General features: G+C 48.6%; 14 protein-coding genes and 1 riboswitch. Of the genes, 4 read left to right on the top strand and 10 right to left on the bottom strand.

Annotated features, from left to right (window positions below):
• Positions 1 to 8: 8 nt before the first annotated feature.
• A complete protein-coding gene (locus COW20_19075; protein PIW45742.1) occupies positions 9 to 890 on the bottom strand; it encodes a formylglycine-generating enzyme family protein in 882 nt (293 codons plus the stop codon).
• 454 nt (positions 891 to 1,344) lie between these two features.
• Positions 1,345 to 1,419: riboswitch (cyclic di-GMP riboswitch) on the top strand.
• Positions 1,420 to 1,442: 23 nt separating this feature from the next.
• Between COW20_19075 and COW20_19070 the strand changes: the two genes are divergently transcribed.
• The 3 genes from COW20_19070 to COW20_19060 all read left to right on the top strand — a co-directional run bounded on the left by COW20_19070 (position 1,443) and on the right by COW20_19060 (position 5,065).
• Positions 1,443 to 2,816: a peptidase S8 gene (locus tag COW20_19070; protein PIW45741.1), complete on the top strand. Its 1,374-nt coding sequence runs from the start codon at positions 1,443 to 1,445 to the stop codon at positions 2,814 to 2,816.
• A gap of 183 nt (positions 2,817 to 2,999) precedes the next feature.
• Positions 3,000 to 3,605: a hypothetical protein gene (locus COW20_19065; protein PIW45740.1), complete on the top strand. Its 606-nt coding sequence runs from the start codon at positions 3,000 to 3,002 to the stop codon at positions 3,603 to 3,605.
• Positions 3,606 to 4,045: 440 nt separating this feature from the next.
• A complete protein-coding gene (locus COW20_19060) occupies positions 4,046 to 5,065 on the top strand; it encodes a hypothetical protein (GenBank protein PIW45739.1) in 1,020 nt (339 codons plus the stop codon).
• Positions 5,066 to 5,099: 34 nt separating this feature from the next.
• Here COW20_19060 and COW20_19055 read toward each other — a convergent pair whose 3' ends face one another.
• From COW20_19055 to COW20_19040, 4 genes are read right to left on the bottom strand one after another with little or no spacing between them, the layout of a single operon-like run.
• The gene (locus COW20_19055; GenBank protein PIW45738.1) at positions 5,100 to 5,669 is read right to left on the bottom strand and encodes a hypothetical protein; all 570 of its coding nucleotides are present in this window, start codon (positions 5,667 to 5,669) and stop codon (positions 5,100 to 5,102) included.
• The gene (locus COW20_19050) at positions 5,666 to 6,196 is read right to left on the bottom strand and encodes a hypothetical protein (GenBank protein PIW45737.1); all 531 of its coding nucleotides are present in this window, start codon (positions 6,194 to 6,196) and stop codon (positions 5,666 to 5,668) included. Before COW20_19050 ends, COW20_19055 begins: the two co-directional genes overlap by 4 nt.
• A 12-nt stretch (positions 6,197 to 6,208) precedes the next feature.
• Positions 6,209 to 8,746, bottom strand: coding sequence for a hypothetical protein (locus tag COW20_19045; protein ID PIW45736.1), 2,538 nt, complete (start codon positions 8,744 to 8,746; stop codon positions 6,209 to 6,211).
• Between the two features lie 41 nt (positions 8,747 to 8,787).
• On the bottom strand, positions 8,788 to 9,765 hold the full coding sequence (locus COW20_19040) for a hypothetical protein (protein ID PIW45735.1): 978 nt from the start codon (positions 9,763 to 9,765) through the stop codon (positions 8,788 to 8,790).
• Positions 9,766 to 9,776: 11 nt separating this feature from the next.
• Here COW20_19040 and COW20_19035 point away from each other — a divergent pair, with 11 nt between their 5' ends.
• Positions 9,777 to 12,257 (top strand): hypothetical protein, encoded by a 2,481-nt coding sequence (locus tag COW20_19035; protein PIW45734.1) that lies wholly within the window; start codon positions 9,777 to 9,779, stop codon positions 12,255 to 12,257.
• 28 nt (positions 12,258 to 12,285) lie between these two features.
• On the opposite strand, the gene COW20_19030 is transcribed toward COW20_19035, so the two are convergent.
• The 5 genes from COW20_19030 to COW20_19010 all read right to left on the bottom strand — a co-directional run bounded on the left by COW20_19030 (position 12,286) and on the right by COW20_19010 (position 19,362).
• Positions 12,286 to 13,728, bottom strand: a complete 1,443-nt coding sequence (locus COW20_19030; protein PIW45733.1) for a hypothetical protein — start codon at positions 13,726 to 13,728, stop codon at positions 12,286 to 12,288.
• Positions 13,729 to 13,847: 119 nt separating this feature from the next.
• On the bottom strand, positions 13,848 to 15,545 hold the full coding sequence (locus tag COW20_19025) for a hypothetical protein (protein PIW45732.1): 1,698 nt from the start codon (positions 15,543 to 15,545) through the stop codon (positions 13,848 to 13,850).
• On the bottom strand, positions 15,542 to 16,777 hold the full coding sequence (locus COW20_19020; GenBank protein PIW45731.1) for a ResB protein required for cytochrome C biosynthesis: 1,236 nt from the start codon (positions 16,775 to 16,777) through the stop codon (positions 15,542 to 15,544). The genes COW20_19025 and COW20_19020 overlap by 4 nt, the downstream gene beginning before the upstream one ends.
• Positions 16,777 to 17,826 (bottom strand): hypothetical protein, encoded by a 1,050-nt coding sequence (locus COW20_19015; protein PIW45730.1) that lies wholly within the window; start codon positions 17,824 to 17,826, stop codon positions 16,777 to 16,779. The genes COW20_19020 and COW20_19015 overlap by 1 nt, the downstream gene beginning before the upstream one ends.
• Positions 17,827 to 18,030: 204 nt before the next feature.
• Positions 18,031 to 19,362, bottom strand: a complete 1,332-nt coding sequence (locus COW20_19010) for a hypothetical protein (GenBank protein ID PIW45729.1) — start codon at positions 19,360 to 19,362, stop codon at positions 18,031 to 18,033.
• Between the last annotated feature and the right edge of the window lies 1 nt (position 19,363).

Raw genomic sequence — 19,363 nt, 5'->3', positions numbered from 1 at the left:
GTTAAGATTTAGGGTAAAGACCGGGCCAAACGGAAACCCAAATTGCGATCGCTTCCTCCGGGATCGCCATATTGGCGGCTGGCAGAACGGCAGCGATCAGCATAGGTCCCCCAATGTCCTCCGCGTTGGATGCGATAATCTCCTTTTTCTGGGCCCATCGGTTGGGTTTGAGCACCTTCAGTATAGGGCGCGTAACGATCCTGAACCCATTCGCTGATATTGCCGTGCATATCATACAAGCCCCAGGCATTGGGTTTGAGTTGCCCCACTGGGTGCGACATCTCTTTGGCATTGGGAATATACCACGCCATTTCGGCCAAACAGCTTTCATCCTCTCCACAGGCATAGGCCGTCGTGCTGCCTGCACGGGACGCGTATTCCCATTCGGCTTCCGTAGGCAAGCGGTATCCGCCTTGGGTTTTGGCATTCAACTGAGTCAAAAAGCTTTGAATATCATTCCAACTGACACTCTCTACAGGCAGGTTATCCCCTTTTGAAAAGGAGGGGTTCGTTCCCATCACGGCCTGCCATTGGGCCTGGGTGAGTTCTGTATTTTGCAGCTGAAACCCCTGCGATAAAGTCACCTGATGAACGGGGCCGTCTTTGCTGTCCCCCATGGCAAAACTCCCCGCAGGCACCGAGACAAATTTAAAGCCCAATTGCGCTTCAAGTTTTTCGCTGGATTCAACTGGCTCTGCTGCGGAAGGAGAAGCAGAAGGAAGCGAAGAGGGCCTAGATACGGGTTCTTGAGAGGCCCTCACAGCGGGAGAAGCCGAAGCGTTTACGGGCACAGATGAAGATGGGTTGGCCGCCGTTTGACAGGCAAGTAGACTCAAACTGAGTAAAGCTCCCAGACCCACCCTTAAGGAAAATTGCTTTTTTTGCGACATACCCCTGCCCCTCTACCTTCTGTGCTATTCGCTTTGCGAAAGAAAGCCTTATAAGTTTAGCGTATTTTTTTTCCTCACAAAAATATTCTTGTACATCAACAGCTTGCACTTATTTATTTTACGCAAACCAATGCAAATTTACTTATATTTCACGTGTAAATAATTATAAAAAATTTTAAATCTATTCATTTTTAGGCAAATAAAAAGACAAATCAAAACTCACCCACAGCCCACCCACATCTAAAATTCAGAGCCTCAAAAAATCTTTACCCCCATAAAACTAAATTTTAAAAGGATTTCAGCTGTGATCTAACTGACAGAAACACCGTTATCCGCCGCACAGAAATAGGGTATCCAAACTCCTATTTTCTTTTCATTTCTTTGATTATCATAAACCATGCTGAGAGACAATCCTGCCGCTCGGCAAACTCCTTGATTGAACCCTCGGGTTCAAAAAGGAAAAAGGCAAACCCGTCGCGAGGCGGGGACGCAAAGCCACGGAACTCATGCAGTCAGCCGGGTTGCCCATTTTAAAATAATAAGGAGTCTCTCATGACTAAAACTTTTCGTGCCGTTCATCTTTTCTGTGCTGCCACTTTGCTGTTGATGACAGGTTGCCAAGGCTTTCATACAGCCCAAACGCCCAGTCAAATTGCCACGCCACAAAACAAAACGGTCGGTTCGGCGATGGTAAATCCAGACTCAGAAACAGATCTTCAAATGTCATCTCTGATGCCCTCAGATTTTGGCATCAAAGATCAAGTTCCCCTTGAAGCTGGGGCTAAAATTCCAGGGCGCTTTATCGTGAAATTCAAAGCCGATGTCAGTGAAGCAGAAGCGGAAGAGATACGAGATGAAGTCAATGCCGTACATCTGGGCTATATTCAGCGCAGCCAGAATCTGGAAGTGCTGGAAAGTGAAAACCTGTCGGAATCCGACCAAACCTATGCAGAGCTTAAAAACAACCCCAATATTGAATTGGTAGAACAAGATGCCTTGGTCGCCATCACGCAGATTCCGGCTCCCACAGCAAGCTACCCCATCAACGACTTTTTATTCAAATACCAATATGGTCAGATCAAAACCCAAGCCCAACAAGGATGGGCTCTGGCAAAAGATGGCAAAGGCCTGGGGGAAAATACCATTATCGCAGTGGCGGATACAGGGGTAGATGGTTCTCATCCTGATTTAAAAGACAAGATTGTGCAGGGCTACAGCGCTTTCGCCAGCTTGCCCTACAATGGCGACACCCACGGTCATGGCTCGCACTGCGCAGGTATCGCCGCCGCCAGCACCAACAATAATATCGGCATTGCAGGGTATGCCCCCAACGCCAAAATCATGCCCATACGGATATTAGACAATTCAGGCTATGGCACCTTGGCAGGCGTTTCTGCAGGGATTACCTATGCAGCAGATCATGGCGCGACCGTCCTCAGTATGAGTTTTGCAGGCCCAGTCTATTCTCAGGTGATTGAAAACGCGATTAACTATGCGTTATCAAAAAATACAATAGCCGTGGCAGGCATGGCCAATACGGGAAGCAATGCCGTGATGTATCCTGCGGCTTATGCTGGCGTGATCGCTGTCGGGGCCACCGATTCCTCGGATAAACGCACCAGTTTCTCAACCTACGGCAACCATATCCATGTTATGGCTCCAGGAGTGAATATTATGTCAACGATTCCTGGTACAAACTATATTCAATGGAATGGGACCTCCATGGCAACACCAGCCGTTTCCGGCCTGGTAGCGCTGATCAAAAGTGTCTTGCAAGATCTCACCCCTGTACAGGTGAAGTACCTGATCAAACTGGGAGCTGACGATATGGAAGCCCCAGGCTTCGATATCTATACGGGCTACGGCCGTATGAATGTCTACAAAACGCTCTACTATGCCTTTTTAAAACTGAGTCTGATGAAATAGTTTCCGTTGATTCAAAGAAGTCGCCTGAAGCGGCTTCTTTTTTTTTGATGTGTTATTTTTTGGCATATCTATTTGAGAAACAGAACGGCCCAGCCCCCTCTTTTTTTTGTCTGCTTTATTCAACTGCTCATTTTTGCTATGCTTGAGGAAGAGCTAAGAACTTAAGCGTGGGCGTTCAAAGCCATGAAAAATTCTGGCAGACATAAAAATAAGCAAGAGCGAACCATCACGTTCAAACTCAGCAAAGCGGAATATGCTGAGTACCTGAAAGTGAAACCGTTCATCAAGGAAAGTGACAAAGAGCTGTTTCTGCAAGCCTTGAAATCGAATCAAAGCCCACTCCCCCTGGAACAAAACCTCGAAAATGAAGCTCCTCCCCCACTAGAAACCCGCTCCAACTCAAATGATCCCCGCATTCGCTCGGCACTTGAACGAGGTGAAATTTTTTATCTTGAGAACAAATTGGAGTTTGTCCTCTTGGGAATTGAATTGGATCCTGAACAGCTTCCAGAATGGCAACCCGTGCGCCTGAATCTTCTCAAAGACTTCAAGACCGCTGAAAAAGCACTTGATTACTATTGTAAAAACAGCAGTAAAATCGCGAAAACCCAACAAATTGTTTTATTGCGCAAAGCAGAAGCCCAAGAATTGGGTTTTGAAACCCAAAGTCGGCACTGGTATACACCCGCCCATATCATCTTTGAAATTTATCCCCGCATCATGAATGCCTTCGGCGATTTTGAATACTATGATGAACTGCTTAGCCGTTTCTATCTCAAAACGGTTTGATTGCTCAGGGAACAATCCTGACCAGGGTGCCAGCTGTGCCCCAAGGATACACTTCTTCAATATCCAGATTAGTGAAACACAGCCTGCAGTCCAGCTCTTGCGTCGATCTATCCAGACATTTTGATCCAAAGGAACGCCTTGAATCCCCACCTCAGAACCAATGCCAGACAGGGCAGAAATTTTCCCTGACGACTTGGCCTCGCGATATTTCCGCCAGGGGTCGGCGGTAGGATAATCTAACCAGAGAAAATACTTCCATTCAAGATGCGGATATTTTTTTGAATCTGTAATACCCCTTCAGGGCTTGCGCCATCTCCTTCGCGCAAATTATCCTGTGACCCGCGACAAGCCCAACTTAAAAAATTAATACACTGACTTGGAATTATTGCCTTTTCAGAGGATAATTAAGAAATCCCGGCCGAAAGTGAATTCACCCGATAATGCGAAAATCCCCCTCTCGCCTGTGGCTTGCAGGACTGGCCCTTTTAACTGCCTGTATCAGCCATTTGCCTGTGTCTCAAAATACAAGTTTAGTGCAAATCAATGCCCGTTCCCGGGCTCCTGAAGCCATTGAAAAAAGTGTAGACCCCGCACGCATGATGGGCCATCTGGCCATTTTATCTGGAAAATCGCCCTTCGCAACGGCGGGATTGATCCCTGAAAGAGGATCTGCACAGGGCCGGGATCTGACCCGTGCCTATCTCAGCAAAGCCCTAGAAAATCTGGGCTATCAACCTGAACTGCACAATTACCGACCCAATGGCACCAATGTCATGGCGCGCCTGATGGCCGATACCCCCAGTGATGAGTATATCGTGCTCGGCGCACATTTGGATTCTGTTCGCAATGCAGGTGCAGATGATAATGCGAGCGGTACCGTGGCCGTCCTTGAAGCAGCCACAATTCTGCGCAATTTAGCAGGGCGCAAAGTCAATTTTATTTTCGCGTGGTTCGATGAAGAGGAAATTGGTCTGGTGGGGAGTCGCTATTTGGCCCGGGATCTCAAAAAACAGGGATTAAAAATCACCAGCATGCACAATATCGACATGCTGGCCTGGGATGGAGACAAGGACAAAACCGTCGAAATAGCCCAACCCGATGGTTTTCTTTGGGATTATTACAATATGGTCAATAAAACCCATGGTCTCAATCTGCCTTTTGATCGCACCAATACAGGCCAAACAGACCATGAGTCCTTTCACCGTGAAGGGTTTAATGTGATTTGTATTTCCGAACAGTACACCAACGGGGATATGACGCCCTATTACCACAAACGCGGTGATACTTACGAAACTGTCAATGCTGACTATTTAGCAGGCAGTACGCGTCTGGTGGTCGCCGTGCTTGCGGATTTAAGCCGAAAAATACCGCCTCCGGCCAATATCCAAGTTATACCGAATGATCGTTTCCCTTCACGGCCGCGTGAATTTCACGCCAGTTACGACGAACACTTGGAATAACATCGTTTCCTAAGGGTGAGCTGGCTTAGAAACTTTAGGTTTCAGGCTGAAACAAAGGCCCTCTTCCTGCTGGGGGCTTTGCCAACGCCTGTTCAAGATTTTTAATCGCGGCTTCGGCAGTCTGTTTGTTTTCGGCAACAGCCAGAAGTTCATGGCTCAGTACAGGTGCAAGGTCCTTGAAATACGCCAGACTCTCTAGCAAGAGGCCCGGCCAAAGCTCGTCTTCTTCCGTTTGAATAAAGGACTGCTTCAGGTAAACACCATCCTGCGCATTAAAAAGCAAAACCGGGCCAGGCAAAATCCGGTTCAAAATCCCCAAAACATAGGCCAATTTCTGTTCCCTTGCTGTGGAAACAGAAATTCCCAGGGGTTGAACCAAATCCAAGATCTGAAAACTCTCTGGTGCTTCCTGGCCCAAGGCCTGCAAAACCGAATTGACACAATACAGGCGGGCCGGACGTTCCGCCATTTCAGCGGCCATGACAATTAAGAGATGTTCAAAGGCAGATTCAGAGCTGACAGCCCTGTAAAGCGCAGAGATTCCTGCTGAATGTAAAAAAGTTTCAAGAAACTGAATCTGGCTTGCTTCGCTGAGAGAAATCATAGCGACTCCTTTGCACTTCTCAAAAATTCCGGCAAGGGATGATCCAGAAGCAAGTCATCCAAAACTTCAGAAAAACGGTGTACATATTCGGTAATAGCAGTCAGCAGATCGGCAACCCTCTCGGCGTCAATTTCACGTTTTAATAGCGATAAACAATAACGAAAGTAAACCCCTTCACGGGGCATATAGCCGATACATCCAAAAAGTAACCCTTGACTGAATTTCTGACAAAGCAAAGCGACTTCCCCTCGTTTTTCTGAGGGAATCTGAATCTGGATGGGCAGATGAAATTCGAGGGTATAGCTGTCATGCAACCCGACAGAACCATTCAGGCGCTCCAAACCTAAATCCACAATATCTTCCAGCCAACTCAGGCGCAAACCCAAGGGTCTGTCTTTCTCATCCGATTCGAGCAGCACCATCATTTGCTCTAATTCAGCTTCTGGGTGAGGAGGAATCAGCTGAGCAGGAATCGCCAGCATCTCCAGCAATTCCAAGAGTTGATCAAATACAGGGGTCTTTATCATATTGATTGCCTTTTACGAAGGGTTCAAGGATTTTAACAGGGTTTCAACGGCTTGACCTTTTTCATCATCAGTGCCCACTGCCTTTTTGGTTAAGTCATCCAAGTTCAACCCCAATGACTGAACAATGGATTGGGCTTCCATTTTCTTATTGGGATCAGTACTGCCCAAATTTTTGAGTATTCTTTTAGCCGCAAAATCGGGGTCTTTGCGACAGCGTAAAACTGTCAAATCCTTATCCAAGGTCATTAATTCCTGCTTACTGGGATAGGCCTGTTTAAAATCGTTTTTCTGAGTCGCCAGATTAGAGGTGGCTGTATCAAGCGCAGTCTTGGCACTGCTTTCTTCTTGTCTGGCGGACATTAATTCCCGAACGGTAGATGTGCTTTCGATTCTCAGCTGGCGAATTTCAGTTTCAAGTTGAGTTTTGGATTTGCCGCCTGAAACAGAAGAACCTGTGAGCGTGGGAGCATTTAAAATCCCGCCGGATTGAGGGCCAGCGTCTAAGGCTAATAATTGAGAATTTAAATCATTAATCTGGCTTGTCAATTCCCGATCTTTCGTTTTGAGGGCTTCGACTTTCTGCGTGCAGGTATCAAGCTTTTGCTGCAATGCTGGCATCCCAGATTCAAGAGTGACAATCGCTTCCATTTTTGAGATTTGGGTGTCCATGTCTGAAACCGCTTGGGTCAGCTTGCCCTTTTTTGTCGTTAAATCTGCAAAATCTGGATCGGTGGGTGAGCTTAAAACCAATTGACGATTTACATCATCCAGGGAGTTCGACAAGTCGGTGCGAACCGCTTTCAGCTCAGTGATACGGCTGGAAGAAGGAGCTCCCCCCTGATCCGGCAAACTACTGGTTAATTTCGCTTTTACCGCGAGATGGGCCTGCTGCAATTGGGTGTTTTGTTCAAAGCGATCGTAGGACTTTTTCATCTTATAACAGCCCAAGGCAATTCCCCCGACCAAGGCAGCTCCAGCCAAGGCCCAACCCACAGGTGTTGCAGCCAAAGCAGCGGCCCCCGCAAAAACAGCGACGGTGGCGGCAATCCCTGCCGCAACTTTCAAGCTTGCAATACACACACTGAGAATCTTAGCGCCCAATCCCTGTCGTTTTTGAACCTGCTTGGCAGCCGCATTCATATCCAAGCTCTGCATTTTGGCAGCTTCAATCTTGTTCGGGTCATTGCTGGCCGCTCTCAGCTCACCTGCTGTCTGGTCTAATTCCTTGGCCCTTTCAAGCAAACCCGCTTTTTTACCCGGATCAGTCGTTTTTGCTGCCTTGGTTTTCAAATCATTTGACTTTTTCTCTAAAGAACCCGCAGCCTCGAGAAAACTTTCTTTGCTGGGATAACGCAAAGCCTTCATGGCATTTTTAACGCCACTGGCCTTCACTGCGGCATGAATATTCACGCCCATCTCCACGGTAGCCCCTACCGTGGCCGCTATACCGGTGACAGATGCGGCCTGGGCCAAATGGGTAACAGCGGTTTTATCTGCGACCTCAATAATTTTTGAAGAGATCGCCGTCGCCTTTTCAATCACCCCGCCACTGGCTTTGCCAAGTTCCAAAGCGGCTTCTCGCCGAGCCACCTTGCCTTGGGTATTCAACACCTTGGCTTGATTGACCCTTTCCAGCGAAGTACGATGCAAGTCTGTGCTGAGACCGCCCAGCATCGCTCTTTGATCGGGGCTTAATGCTTGACCGTTCGCCATCGATTTAAAGGCATCTTTCAATTTTGAAGTATCAGCACCTGGGCTGAAAGCACTGATCTGGGTAACAAGTCCATCTATTTTAGAGGCATCAGCAACTTTGGTATTGCCTGGCCCAGGTTTTTGCAGTGCAGCCAAGCCTCTTCCCCCCAGCAGGTCTCCAATTTGGGCATGCAAACCCATGGCCTGATAGGCCTGTTCTTTCAATTCACCCGACTCCTTGATCATGCCGCTGGCTTCTGAGAGGTCTTGAATGGCATGGTAGCCATCGGATAAGCCCTTTACAAAGGCCAGACCTGCGGTGCCAATCCCAACCGTACTCGAAATCTCATCTGGGGTTTGTACCTGGGCATCTTCGCCAGTGGGTACTTCACCTCTGCCATGCAAGGCATCGGTCGTCTTTTGCAGATCTCCCTGTTTTGATCCCACCTTCAAAACATCTTCATGGCCTTTGATCGCCAAATCTGCAGTATGTCCAATCGAATCATTGACGGCTTCGGCAACTTCCATCCCTTTGGTGTCAGTGGCTTTTGACGAATCTCCTGCGAAAAATTTATACAGCGAACTCGATTTAAGCCAGGCTTTGACACCACTTGCATTTTGATCAATCTGAAAACCGCCCAGTTCTTGGGCCTTTTCTATTTTGGCCTTGATTAAATCTGCCCCTTTAATTTTAGGGCCCGCATCAGAGCCTCTCTGCTGAATATATTTCGTGACTTCTGCAGAAGGTGCCTTGCTTAAAGAAACCGCACCTGAAGTCTGGGGTGTCGTTGTCGTGGGTGCAGGTGCACGTTTTATCATTTGGGTTTGAACGGTATAGGTATTGCGATTGACTTGCATGCTTTATTTTCCTATCGTTCCTGCTGAAAATTTTACAAAATTCATGTTGACCACCTGGAGGCAAGCTCATCGATTCCATCCTGAAGTTTTTCAATTTCTGATACCAATTTGGCATAGACCCCCTCCACTTCAGGCGCTGGATATCCTTTTTGATCCAGGCCCTCAATCTCATCTGCCAATTGATCTGTGGTGTCTAAGAGGCTTTCAAGATTTTCTTCCATAATTTGAAAATCGTCACGGTTTTCAATTTCGCCCAAAGACAAAACCTGTTGCTGCGCAATTTCAAATTCGGATTCTATCCTTTGCAAAATCACTTTGATTTGTTCTGAAATTTGAAGCAGCAAAGCAAAACGTTTTTCCAAAACCTCCAATGGTTGAAGCCGGGTTTGCAAATCTTGTACCTCAAGTTCTTCTTCAAGAATCTGCATCTGTTTCTGTGCGCTTAAGAGAATTTCTTTGATTTCCTGATAGAATTTCAGAATTTCCTTTTGCCCTTTGCTATCAGCCCTGGGACGCAAGGCAGGAAAAAGTGAAACCCGGCTCACTTGCTGGACGATAAAAGCCTCAAGCTGATCGTAGAGTGCATCGTAGTCGAGCTCCGCTTCAGACTCTGAGGCAGCCACAAAATGCGGGGGTCTTGAAGAAGGGGGCTGGCTTGAGGACTTGGAAAGGGCAGATTTTTGGGTAATAATCTCAAGCAAGCCCAAGGCATCTGGATGGTCAGGGGAGATCCGCAAAGTTTCTCTCAGATACTCTATCGCGGACTCAAAATCCTCAATGATAAACAGAATATACGCCAGGGCCAAATAGGGTTCAGGTTGCGTGCGCTTGAATTTAATCGATGCACTGAGGGCATCTACTGCCTGGCTGAGGGTCGCTGTCTGCTTGAATTTCTCAAGATGCGCCTGATGCAGCAATTCCATGCCTTTTTTCAAGAAAAGCTCTGCTTGTTTTTCGCGGGGGTCATTTCGCGTTTTACCCTGCGTTTCAAGTTGACGCACAAGCGAATTCAGCTGCATACTGCCCTGCCATGTTAGAAAGTATCTATTATCATACTGCCATTACGCTTAAAATAAAATACGCATTTCTAATCTTCAAAATGAATGCCTCATATTTCGAGCCCCACCATCAAAAATTGAAGTTTTTTTTCCAATGTTTTTTATCGCACCCCATTCTCCAAATCCTGATAAACTTCAGAAATCTTCGTGACTCCATCATTCAATTTATCCAAGGCAACTACATAATGGCTTCAGTCATTCAAAAACTTTTGCTCAGCGGCCTCTTCACACTTCTGTCTCAGTCAGCAGTACAGGCCCATGCTTCTGCCTGTCTGGATTCACAGACTGGGTTTTCAGCACAGCTGCATCTGGAACCGGCAAAAATCCAACAGGAATTGGAATTGTCTGGAAAAATTGACGGAAATTTCTCTGAAAGACAATTGAAGCAGGCCCTAAAATTAGGCCTTCATACACGTTTCCCCAACCTACGCTACCGGCATTTTCGCTTTGATCCCCATTCTCAGGTATATATCTTAGGGCTTCGCTTGGAATGGGGCTGGTTTCACGACGCTTTTGAGCTCGAAATTAAACAGGTTCAAGCGAATCAGTTCAGGATTCGTCCCCAATATCTCTGGATACCCTGGACCTGGTTCCTTGGCAGTGCCAGCAAAGCTTTAGACAAACGGCCCGTTAAAATAGAACTTTCACGTGCAAAGGCAGATATCTTCGTAACCCTGCCCCCCCAACGTTTGGATATAAAGCTCGGTCATGAATCTCTGCGCACGCCTGAATTGAATTTCAATTTTTTGATAGGCTCTGATGGAAAATTGACCAGCCATATTGCGCCACAGCTGATGCCCTCCCCGACAGACCGAGCCAAACTCAGATTCCAGATCACTTCCTGTATCACAAACGACAAGGTCTTTCATGGCCCCTTAAATGCCAAATTATTTCTGAACATACGCCCGTCCGATTTAGCCTCGATCCGCTTAGGGGCAGAACGCCTCAGTGATCGCTATCATTTTTCAGGAAACCTGATGCTCAATCTCAAGACCCAGATCTGGGGAAAATGGGAGCCCTTTGCTCTTCTTTCTGAAGGGCAATTCCAGCTCAACTTGACCGAGACCGAAGTCGAGGCGCGAAAATATTCAAAAATCGTCTCCGTCCCTTTTGATGGGCGTTATGCATTTCCCTATGATTTGAAGCTTACCCCCAGATTGTCCCCGCCCCCAGCTTGGCACCCCCAGACACAGCCCCACCCATTGCGCTGGTATATCAATGGGCCGGCATGGTTCCAAGAGATGAAAACCGCATTACTAGGCGCACGAAAAAGCATTTCCCAGCTGATTTTTGTCTTTTACCCCGGCCAAACCACGCAAACGCTGTCTGAAATCTATCTGCTCAAAGCGATGGGACTGAAACAAACCTCCCAAGGCCTGAAACCCGATGGTATCAGCCCCCTTGGCATTCGTGTGGATTTGATTCACAACCATGACCTGACGGCTCGGGGTGCCAAAACGGTTTCAGATTTTATTGAAGGGGTCAAAACCAAACTCCTCAGACAGATCAAACTGAGCCCAAACTTAACGAATAAATTTGAAATCTACCAACAACGCCTGCAACGGAATTTTCAGATTTCAGCCTTGAGCGAAGGCGTCATGCACAGTGACCACCGCAAACTTTTGGTCATCGACGGCCAAACCGCGTATACAGGCGGCCTGAATCTGGCTGATTTCTATCTTCAGCCCGACAGTTTTCACGATTTAATGCTGAAAATTGAAGGCCCGGCTGTAAAGGTCTTGCAAGAACGCTTTGCTCAACAGTGGGAAGCCTTGAACCCTGGCAAGCAATGGCCTGGACGTCTGCTCCCACAGACCCCCACTGCGCCTTTAAAAGGGCCTCTCTGCCGCTTACAGGTGCTCGATTCAGATGCGCAAAACTACCAAATCGAAGCCGCTCTCATATACCTTATTGATTCTGCCCACAAGAAGCTGCGACTGGAACAAGCCTATCTTTACCATGCTCCGATCGAAAACGCGCTCAAACGGGCGCTGCGTCGGGGGGTTCAACTGGAGATCATTGTCTCTGAACACAGTGATGAAAGCGTTTTTGAAATTCTCAACCCCGACAGTGTCAGAGCCTTGATTCTGGCCGGAAACCCTGGACAAGTCAAAGCTTGGCTCTATCAGGGCCGAGGGGGAAAATACGATTATATGGCGCATACCAAGTTTATCGCCGCCGACAGCCAGCGCGCCATCGTCGGTTCGGCCAATTTGGTGCCGCGTTCGCTGCACAGTCCGTTTCTCTGGAAAAACCAAAGTATTCTGTATAACCAGGAACTTTCCCTGTATCTGGACCACAAAGCAACAGTCACAGCGCTTGAACAAGATCTTTTTGAAGCAGATAAACGTCTCAGTCGTCCGGTTCAGGTCAAAGCCCTCGAAGCCTTGCTAAAAAAGCGGGGGGGATGGCTTCACCTTCTGGCAGAAAAAATAAAAGGATTGCTTTCCTAAAGTACAGAAACCGTAAGGACAGCCCCACTTACTGCCGATAGCCCACCCAAGCGTTGGTCTCCACAGGCAAGACGGCCTGGGCCTGCAAGTTTTGAAAGTAACTGCGTGGGGGTTCAAAGGCAGAGTCTTCGCCAAATTCCTGAGTGCAGATCTGCGGTCCCGAGGCCCAGAAACCCGAATGCATTGAAAGTTTCCAACCCCTTGGGGTTTGACAAACAAAGCGCATCACTTTTTCACAGCGCTGGGCCTGCCAACGCTCTGATTTTTGGCTGAGCTGGGCACAGGCCTGTTCAGGCGAAGCGCTTTCCCAGCTGAAATGCCGTGCCGCCAGAAGCTCAGGCGTCAGGCGATCGATTTTGAGATAGCGCGCGTCACAGCGCAAAAATTGGGGAATCGAAGCCACCGTGAGGGGATTGGCCTTTTTAAAGGTTTTATCATCGTAAAAGCCCCAAGCAGCCGTCCCCATCAGCTGCCCTTTGACAGTACAGTCGGCAGAAAAGCCCTTGGTGGGTGTATTGCTGGAAAGTTCTTTTTGATCCCAAATCAGCTGGCCATCAAAACGCAGCTCACCAAAATCAGCCACAATCACGCGCTTACCCCGTGCAATGATTTGAGCCGGCGTTTCTTGTTGCCAACCAGCTTTACGCTCAGCGGCCCGGTAGAGCAAATTGTGAAAGGTATTCAGGATCGGTTCTTCTACCGACTTTTGATTCTTGACATGGTTTTCAAGCTCTAATATCAGCAATTGATCGGGGTGCTGATCCGACCAGGTTTTGACTTCGGTTAAGATCTGCTGGTAGTCACGTGCGCCAAACGGGTTGAGCAAGCAATCATAGGCCCCTGCCCCATGGCAGACCCGCACCTTTGAAGAGAGTAAACGGCGGTGCAAATCCAACTCTAGCACCCGAACCCCGGCATCGAGCTGCTGAGAAAGAGTCCAGGACTGGTTTTTAAAAATTCCCTTGGAATTATAGGCATTGTGCGCCCCCAGCCACTGCTGCTGAGAGAGCGGCAAATGCTGGGCCAAAGCCAACTCAGTCTGACAATCCAAGCCACAGGAGGGAGCAACCCCAGACGCCTGGACGGAGACACTTTCCAATTCAACTTGCGCTGACAGCGCTTTGACCTGGGCCAGCGCCTGGGCTAAATTCGCAGGACGATCCTGGTTTGAAGCTTGATCTTCAAGCGGAAGAATCTCCAAGGGCGACAAATCCAGTGAACGCAATTCGGCTTGGTTTTCAGCCGCCAGTTCATCCGCTGGGGATTGAAGCAGAGCAGCCTTTTCTGAGTCAGTCTGCAAGGGTTTTTCACTGGAGGGAGGGCGGGTTTGCGCAGGCACTCTGCCAACCCCCAGAGAAGAAACCACCAAAGGGGCAGAAGGGTGCTGACAAGAGGCACTGAAAACCATAGCAAAGAGGAAAAAAAGTCTGAGTCGCTTCATTTTTACCACGAAATATATGTCTGCCTTCATTATAAGCGGGCGGCATCAATTTACCAAACCGCTTCAGGCCAGGTCTCGGAATGCTAGAGAATATGCCCAATCAAAAGCCCCTGAATACAAATAGCATTCAGGGGCTCATGAAAAATCGATTAAACAGTGGGATGACTGGCTTCTTTTTTCTTGTCTGCGATGGCTTTAAAACTGCGCCAGCTTTCTTCAGGCAAAGAGCCCAGAAAAATCACCAGCAAGTTCAAAAGCACAAAACCGGTTAAACCAATAAACGCCTTGTCTGTAAACCCATAGGAATGCAGCCCTACGCCCAGCATATTCACGCCAAACCAAGACCAGGCCGTGACAATATTGCCACCCACAGCCAAGAGCGCAATTCCGCGCTTGCGTACCAGGCCTCCCCAGCGGGCATGCAGAATAATTGCGTTCCAGAGTACGATAATTACAGCGCCATTTTCTTTGGGATCCCAGCCCCAGAAACGCCCCCAGCTCTGATCGGCCCAAATGCCGCCCAGTACCGTGCCGACAAAACTGAACAGGGTCGCAAAGGCAACAGTGCCATAGATCATGCTTGAGATTTTGTTGTAGAGTTCCTTGTCTAATTTTTTACTCAGAACCCCCATCAGAATCAGAATCAGGCCCATAAAACCAGCAAGAAAACTAGCCGCATAGCCCATGGTCACGGTGGTCACATGGGTTGCAAGCCAGAAATTGGTATCCAAAACGGCGCGCATCATTTCCATGGTATCGCCATCACTGCCCAGATTTTGCGCCACCAAGAGTGCGCAGAACCCCGTGATCGCAGCCATAATCGTGCCAAAACCATTTTTCATGAACCACTCAATGCCAATGCCCATGATCACGGCAATCCAGCCGACAAAGATCGCAGAGGAATAAAGATTGGTGACCGGTGGGCGACCGGTTAAATACATGCGTGTAAACAGGGCCAGGGTAAAGACCAAGAGCCCAATCAAAAGCACACCAAATGCCGATTTCCGCAGACTTTCTCCCCAAAACATCCAGCCAAACAGGCTGAGAAGAAAGGCCAAAACCAGATAAATCATGGCCTGTAAAAAGGGCTGAGTCAGGTTAAATCGCTGCTCAAGTGAAAGTTTCGGAAAAAGATTGGGATGGGTCTGGTGCAGAGCTTGAAGATATTCCCGCGTTCCGGCATTAAACCCAGCAACATCCTTGTCACGGTAGGCTTTTAAGGTTTTATACCAAGCATTGGCAGGGGTACTCAGATTCAAATCTTTTTTCTCGCTACCCAAAGGCAACCACTGATCCGAATGGGGATCCACAGGGGGAAGCATCAGCGGCACTTCAGAGCTCATGATTTGGCGATAAACTTCCAATTGATTAAACAATTCAATGGTTTTCACATCGACCAAATCGCGGCTGCTTTCTGGCTTTTGAAACGAGGTTTGCACCTGCTGAATCAGAGCCTGATAACGGGGCAAGAGTTCCCCCAAGGAATAGCGAAAACCATCGCGGGGTTTCAACTGCATCAGAGAAAGCACATCATCGTGCTCAATCCGGAAGACCGGCTCTTTGGCAATACTGGGTGAACCACTCATCATTTCCAAAAGCCAGTGAATCGCAGGTTGTTTGTGGCCTTCAAAATCTGTATAGCTCTGCTTGTGGGTAATCACAAGCAGGTTATTGCGCGCAAAGGAATCCAGGGGTTGCACACGGCCCTTGTACAGCACGGGAAACTGACTGAAGCTGTTCAGATCGTAGCTGGAATGCGTATAGGGCTTTGATACCAAGGCGCTTCCGAAAGCCAAAAGGCAAATCAGGCTCAGAATCAAAGGCAGGTAACGTTGTAAAACTTTCATACAGCACTCCTTTTCTGACGGCGCTTGAGCGAGCGCATCAGCGAAAATCCAAACTGCCAGAGCAATCCCAGCGTCACCAAAACGCAGGAAATATACGGAATCAGCCAACTGGGGTTTTGCACTACCTGAAGCACCGTACCCGACTCATCGGGTTTATACGAGGCCTGGTAATAGGTTTCACCCCGATAGCGCAGGGGATGGTTCATCCAGATTCGCACTTCGCGATCGACCTGTTGTTCGGGGTCGAGAATTCTAACCGTACTTTCAAAGTTTTTGGGAATTTCAGTACCGGGATAGCGATCAAACCTGAAATCTTTCAAAAACAGGGTATAGGGCTTATACGAACGGGCAAAGCGCAGGGAAAGAGCATAAGTTTTTCCGTTCACATCCACCTTGTGTGGGCTTTTGAGCCAGGTCGAGGTGGTATAAGCCCCCAAGACCTGGGTCGTACCCGGCTTATACAAGGTGATCAGGGCCGAGGGCATATCAATGCCGCCTTGGGCTGATTGCGTGCCACTGACTTCGGGCATGCCCTTGGCTGTAAAGCCTCCGCCCTTGGGATCACGATCCAGGGCGGAATTTTTAAAGAAACGATCGACCTGGATATCAAAGGGCAATTGGGAATCCTGGATCAAACGCCCTGAACGCAGCTTGCTTTCAGGCACCACCGTGACCAGATCCGTTTTGGCATCGCTGCCATCGATGACGGCCAACTCGGGATGACGGATATCTTCACTGTAATTGGAAGAACTTCCTTCATCAATGCTCATATTGCTCTCTGCAGCCATTAAACCCGTCAGGCCTTCACCCGCCAGCAAAAGAATCAGGCCGCTGTGAATAATAAACAGACCGATTTTATCTTTTTTAAGTGTAAAACGCTGAATATGCGCTACCAACAGATTGATCAAGAGAAGCGAACCGAGCGTCCAACCGCCCGGAAAGAGCATCGCACCCGGCACGACCCGATCACGGGGAAAAAGCAATTGAAAGGGTATCCACACGATCCAGGAGCGAAAATAGCTCTTTACAACCGTCCATACCCCTTGGTCAATTTGTGCCAAGGTGCCAAAAAAGATCAACAGAATACTCAAGACCAACAAAAGCACAGTCAATTGCAAAGAGCCAAAATAGTTTAAAATTTGCTGTGCAGGAGAAACTGACTTTTTTACTTTGCCAGTGGCTTTTTTTTGTTCCGGAGTTTCAGAGGAAAGATCAGCGGAAAGGGTTTCCATCAGGTCTGACTTCCTTTCGCATGAAATTGAATCGATTGAACAAATTTGAGAAAATCCTGTTCCTGGGCATGGGCCAATTGGCTCGGAGCGACCATCTTGATAAACCAGGTCTGTCCCCCCTGTTCAACCAAGGCCACCAACATGCCTTGGCCTTCCATCCCCGTATACAGGGCCATAAAATAACCCTTGTGGCCATCAATTTGAATATCTTTGACCAGATTTTGCAACCCTGCCTGATCGGTGGGTGCCATTTCCAACTGGCGACGCCAGCGGTTGGTATTGCTCAGCAATCCCCCTCCATCACCGGCCAAGCTGACGATTGAAATATCGCCCGTTTGTTCACCAGATTTGACTTCAAAAGAAGCAATCCGCATCGATGAAGCAGGTTTTTCTTTCCAGGCAGAGGGCAGGGAATAGCTCAATTTGGTATCGGTGGCCTGGGGGGTTATCGGAGGCAGTGAACCCGCCCCCATCCCTGAAGCATCGGGGGGAGGCGCATCGGGCGCTGCCGGGGGCCGATTGCCCCCAGGCTTGAATTGAACAGATCCGAGAAAGTCCTCGAAAGCGCCTTTTTGCTTTTCAACCACTTGGCGCGTTCCCGCCAGTTTAAAAAACCAGGTCACGCCGTCTTTTTCAAGCAAGGCCACACGCATTGCTTTATCAGGCTTATCTGTTGGAGAAGCAAGCTCAAGCGTCAGCGCTTGCTCAGAACCCATTTTAAAGGGTTGAAAACTTTTTTGAATGGCGGCGTCATCAGCAAGAGGTTCTAAGCCCACCTGGCCCCGCCAGCGGTTTAAATTGCCTTTCAAGTCACCGGCCATGCCGGGCAGGGTAACCACCGAGACATCGCCACCGCCTTCGGTTTGAAAAGAGGCGGCACGCATGCCAGAACTGGCTTGCGTTTTCCAGGTAGCAGGCATTTTAAACAGAAAGGGTGCACTTTGTGAGGCTGCTGGCACCGCCATTTTTTGAGGCGGTTCGCTCACCTTGGCCACTCGGTATTGTTTGATTTTTTCAGGCGCACAACTGAATAGGCTCAATACACACATGAAAAATCCTATTCCCAAGCGCCGGTAGCTGCGTAGAGAGGCGGATGCGCCTCTGGATGAATTCATTAAGCGTTTGTACATGCAAAAATACTTTCAGCAAGGGTATCAACCCAACCATATGTGGGATCATTGCTACCTGTATTTTAAAAGCAAAACCAACGGATTAGGCAAACTAGATTGAACTTTTGCAAAAAAAATTTAAATTCAGGGAATCTTGAAGTTAAGATCCCAAGCATGGTCTTGGCTCCCATGGGTGCGCATGCGACCGATTTTATGCCCTGCCTGCCAGGCTTCAAGCGAAAAGCGGTAGACATGGCCAGCCGGTGTGGAGGGCAAAGCAGATGAAAAACCGAGTTTTTCCGTGCTGCCACTGGCTAAAATTCGCAAGGCAGAGGCAGCAGGAGAGGTACAGCTCAGCTCCTGAATTTGATAATCATAGCGCACCCCCGGCCCCAGACTTTCCCAGGCAAAAGAAAGCTTTCCCCCTGGGCTCAAGGCGATTCCACAGGGGTTTTCCCACCCTGAGAGGGGGTGGTTATTATCCTGGGGTAAAGTCAGATGAATTAGCCTTACCAAATTCATGCGCAGTTGCGGTGCAGACTGCCCCGGTTTGATCTCAAAGACTGTCCAGGCGCGATAATCCCCCGGATATTGGATCGGATTGTCTGGATTGGTATCGTAACTGAGATTCAGACCATATTTTCCGGCAGGCAGGCCCTGAATTTCAAATTTTCCAGCCTGGTAATCTACGGCGGGCTTCAGGCGTTGTCCTGTGGCTTCATCCCGGATCCAAAAACGGGGGGCCAGAGTGGGAATTTGCGCGGAGCCCGCATAGCGCACGCTGCCCAGAACACGATTTTCGGGTACGGCAGGTGGCGTTGGCATCCATCGCAAACCCGCCCAGGTCAAACCCGTTACAAGGCCCAAGCCCAAAACCAGCAGCACGGTTTTTTTCCAGCCTGCACGCTCAGATTTATCTGGCCCAGGACGAAAAAAAGTACGATTGTGCAAGGCCTCAAGAGCATCTTGAGCAGTCTGAAAGCGCTGTTTCCAATCGGGCTGGGTCATGCATTCCAACCAGGCCGCCAAACCTTCAGAAACGGTCACATACGCACGAAAATTTAAGCTGAGATTTTCTTTTTCAATCAAACCGGGTTCAAGCCCCGTTAAGGCGAAAATCAAAGTGGCGCCCAGCGCAAAGAGGTCAGAACCCGGAACGGCCTGTCCATCCAATTGTTCTGGGGGCATATAACCAAAAGTTCCCACAATGGTAGACCCCCTGCTTTCATTCATCAAATGGTCATTGACCGCTCCAAAATCCACCAGGGAGGCTTCCCCCTCAGGGGAGAGAATCACGTTTTCGGGCTTGATATCTCGGTGTATTACAGGCGGGGAAAAGCCATGCAGGTAGGTCAGCAGTTCGAGCAGATCTTCAGCGATTTTGACAATTTCAGCTTCTTGAAAGCGCTGGCCCGCATCTACTCGGGCTTTCAAAGTCTGACCGGGCATATACCCCTGCACCAGACAGGTCAACATT

This window comes from bacterium (Candidatus Blackallbacteria) CG13_big_fil_rev_8_21_14_2_50_49_14, assembly GCA_002783405.1.
In the GTDB taxonomy this organism is placed as follows: domain Bacteria; phylum Cyanobacteriota; class Sericytochromatia; order UBA7694; family UBA7694.
Note: the sequence above shows the minus strand (reverse complement) of the source record. Positions and strands in the feature narration are given on the sequence as shown.

Bases quoted from the DNA above. Each gene is read 5' to 3' on its own strand.
- COW20_19025 (PIW45732.1), bottom strand. From the start codon at position 15,545: ATGAAAGTTTTACAACGTTACCTGCCTTTGATTCTGAGCCTGATTTGC.
- COW20_19010 (PIW45729.1), bottom strand. From the start codon at position 19,362: ATGTTGACCTGTCTGGTGCAGGGGTATATGCCCGGTCAGACTTTGAAA.
- COW20_19050 (PIW45737.1), bottom strand. From the start codon at position 6,196: ATGATAAAGACCCCTGTATTTGATCAACTCTTGGAATTGCTGGAGATG.
- COW20_19045 (PIW45736.1), bottom strand. From the start codon at position 8,746: ATGCAAGTCAATCGCAATACCTATACCGTTCAAACCCAAATGATAAAA.
- COW20_19060 (PIW45739.1), top strand. From the start codon at position 4,046: ATGCGAAAATCCCCCTCTCGCCTGTGGCTTGCAGGACTGGCCCTTTTA.
- COW20_19070 (PIW45741.1), top strand. From the start codon at position 1,443: ATGACTAAAACTTTTCGTGCCGTTCATCTTTTCTGTGCTGCCACTTTG.
- COW20_19065 (PIW45740.1), top strand. From the start codon at position 3,000: ATGAAAAATTCTGGCAGACATAAAAATAAGCAAGAGCGAACCATCACG.
- COW20_19020 (PIW45731.1), bottom strand. From the start codon at position 16,777: ATGGAAACCCTTTCCGCTGATCTTTCCTCTGAAACTCCGGAACAAAAA.
- COW20_19035 (PIW45734.1), top strand. From the start codon at position 9,777: ATGTTAGAAAGTATCTATTATCATACTGCCATTACGCTTAAAATAAAA.
- COW20_19040 (PIW45735.1), bottom strand. From the start codon at position 9,765: ATGCAGCTGAATTCGCTTGTGCGTCAACTTGAAACGCAGGGTAAAACG.
- COW20_19055 (PIW45738.1), bottom strand. From the start codon at position 5,669: ATGATTTCTCTCAGCGAAGCAAGCCAGATTCAGTTTCTTGAAACTTTT.
- COW20_19030 (PIW45733.1), bottom strand. From the start codon at position 13,728: ATGAAGGCAGACATATATTTCGTGGTAAAAATGAAGCGACTCAGACTT.
- COW20_19015 (PIW45730.1), bottom strand. From the start codon at position 17,826: ATGTGTGTATTGAGCCTATTCAGTTGTGCGCCTGAAAAAATCAAACAA.
- COW20_19075 (PIW45742.1), bottom strand. From the start codon at position 890: ATGTCGCAAAAAAAGCAATTTTCCTTAAGGGTGGGTCTGGGAGCTTTA.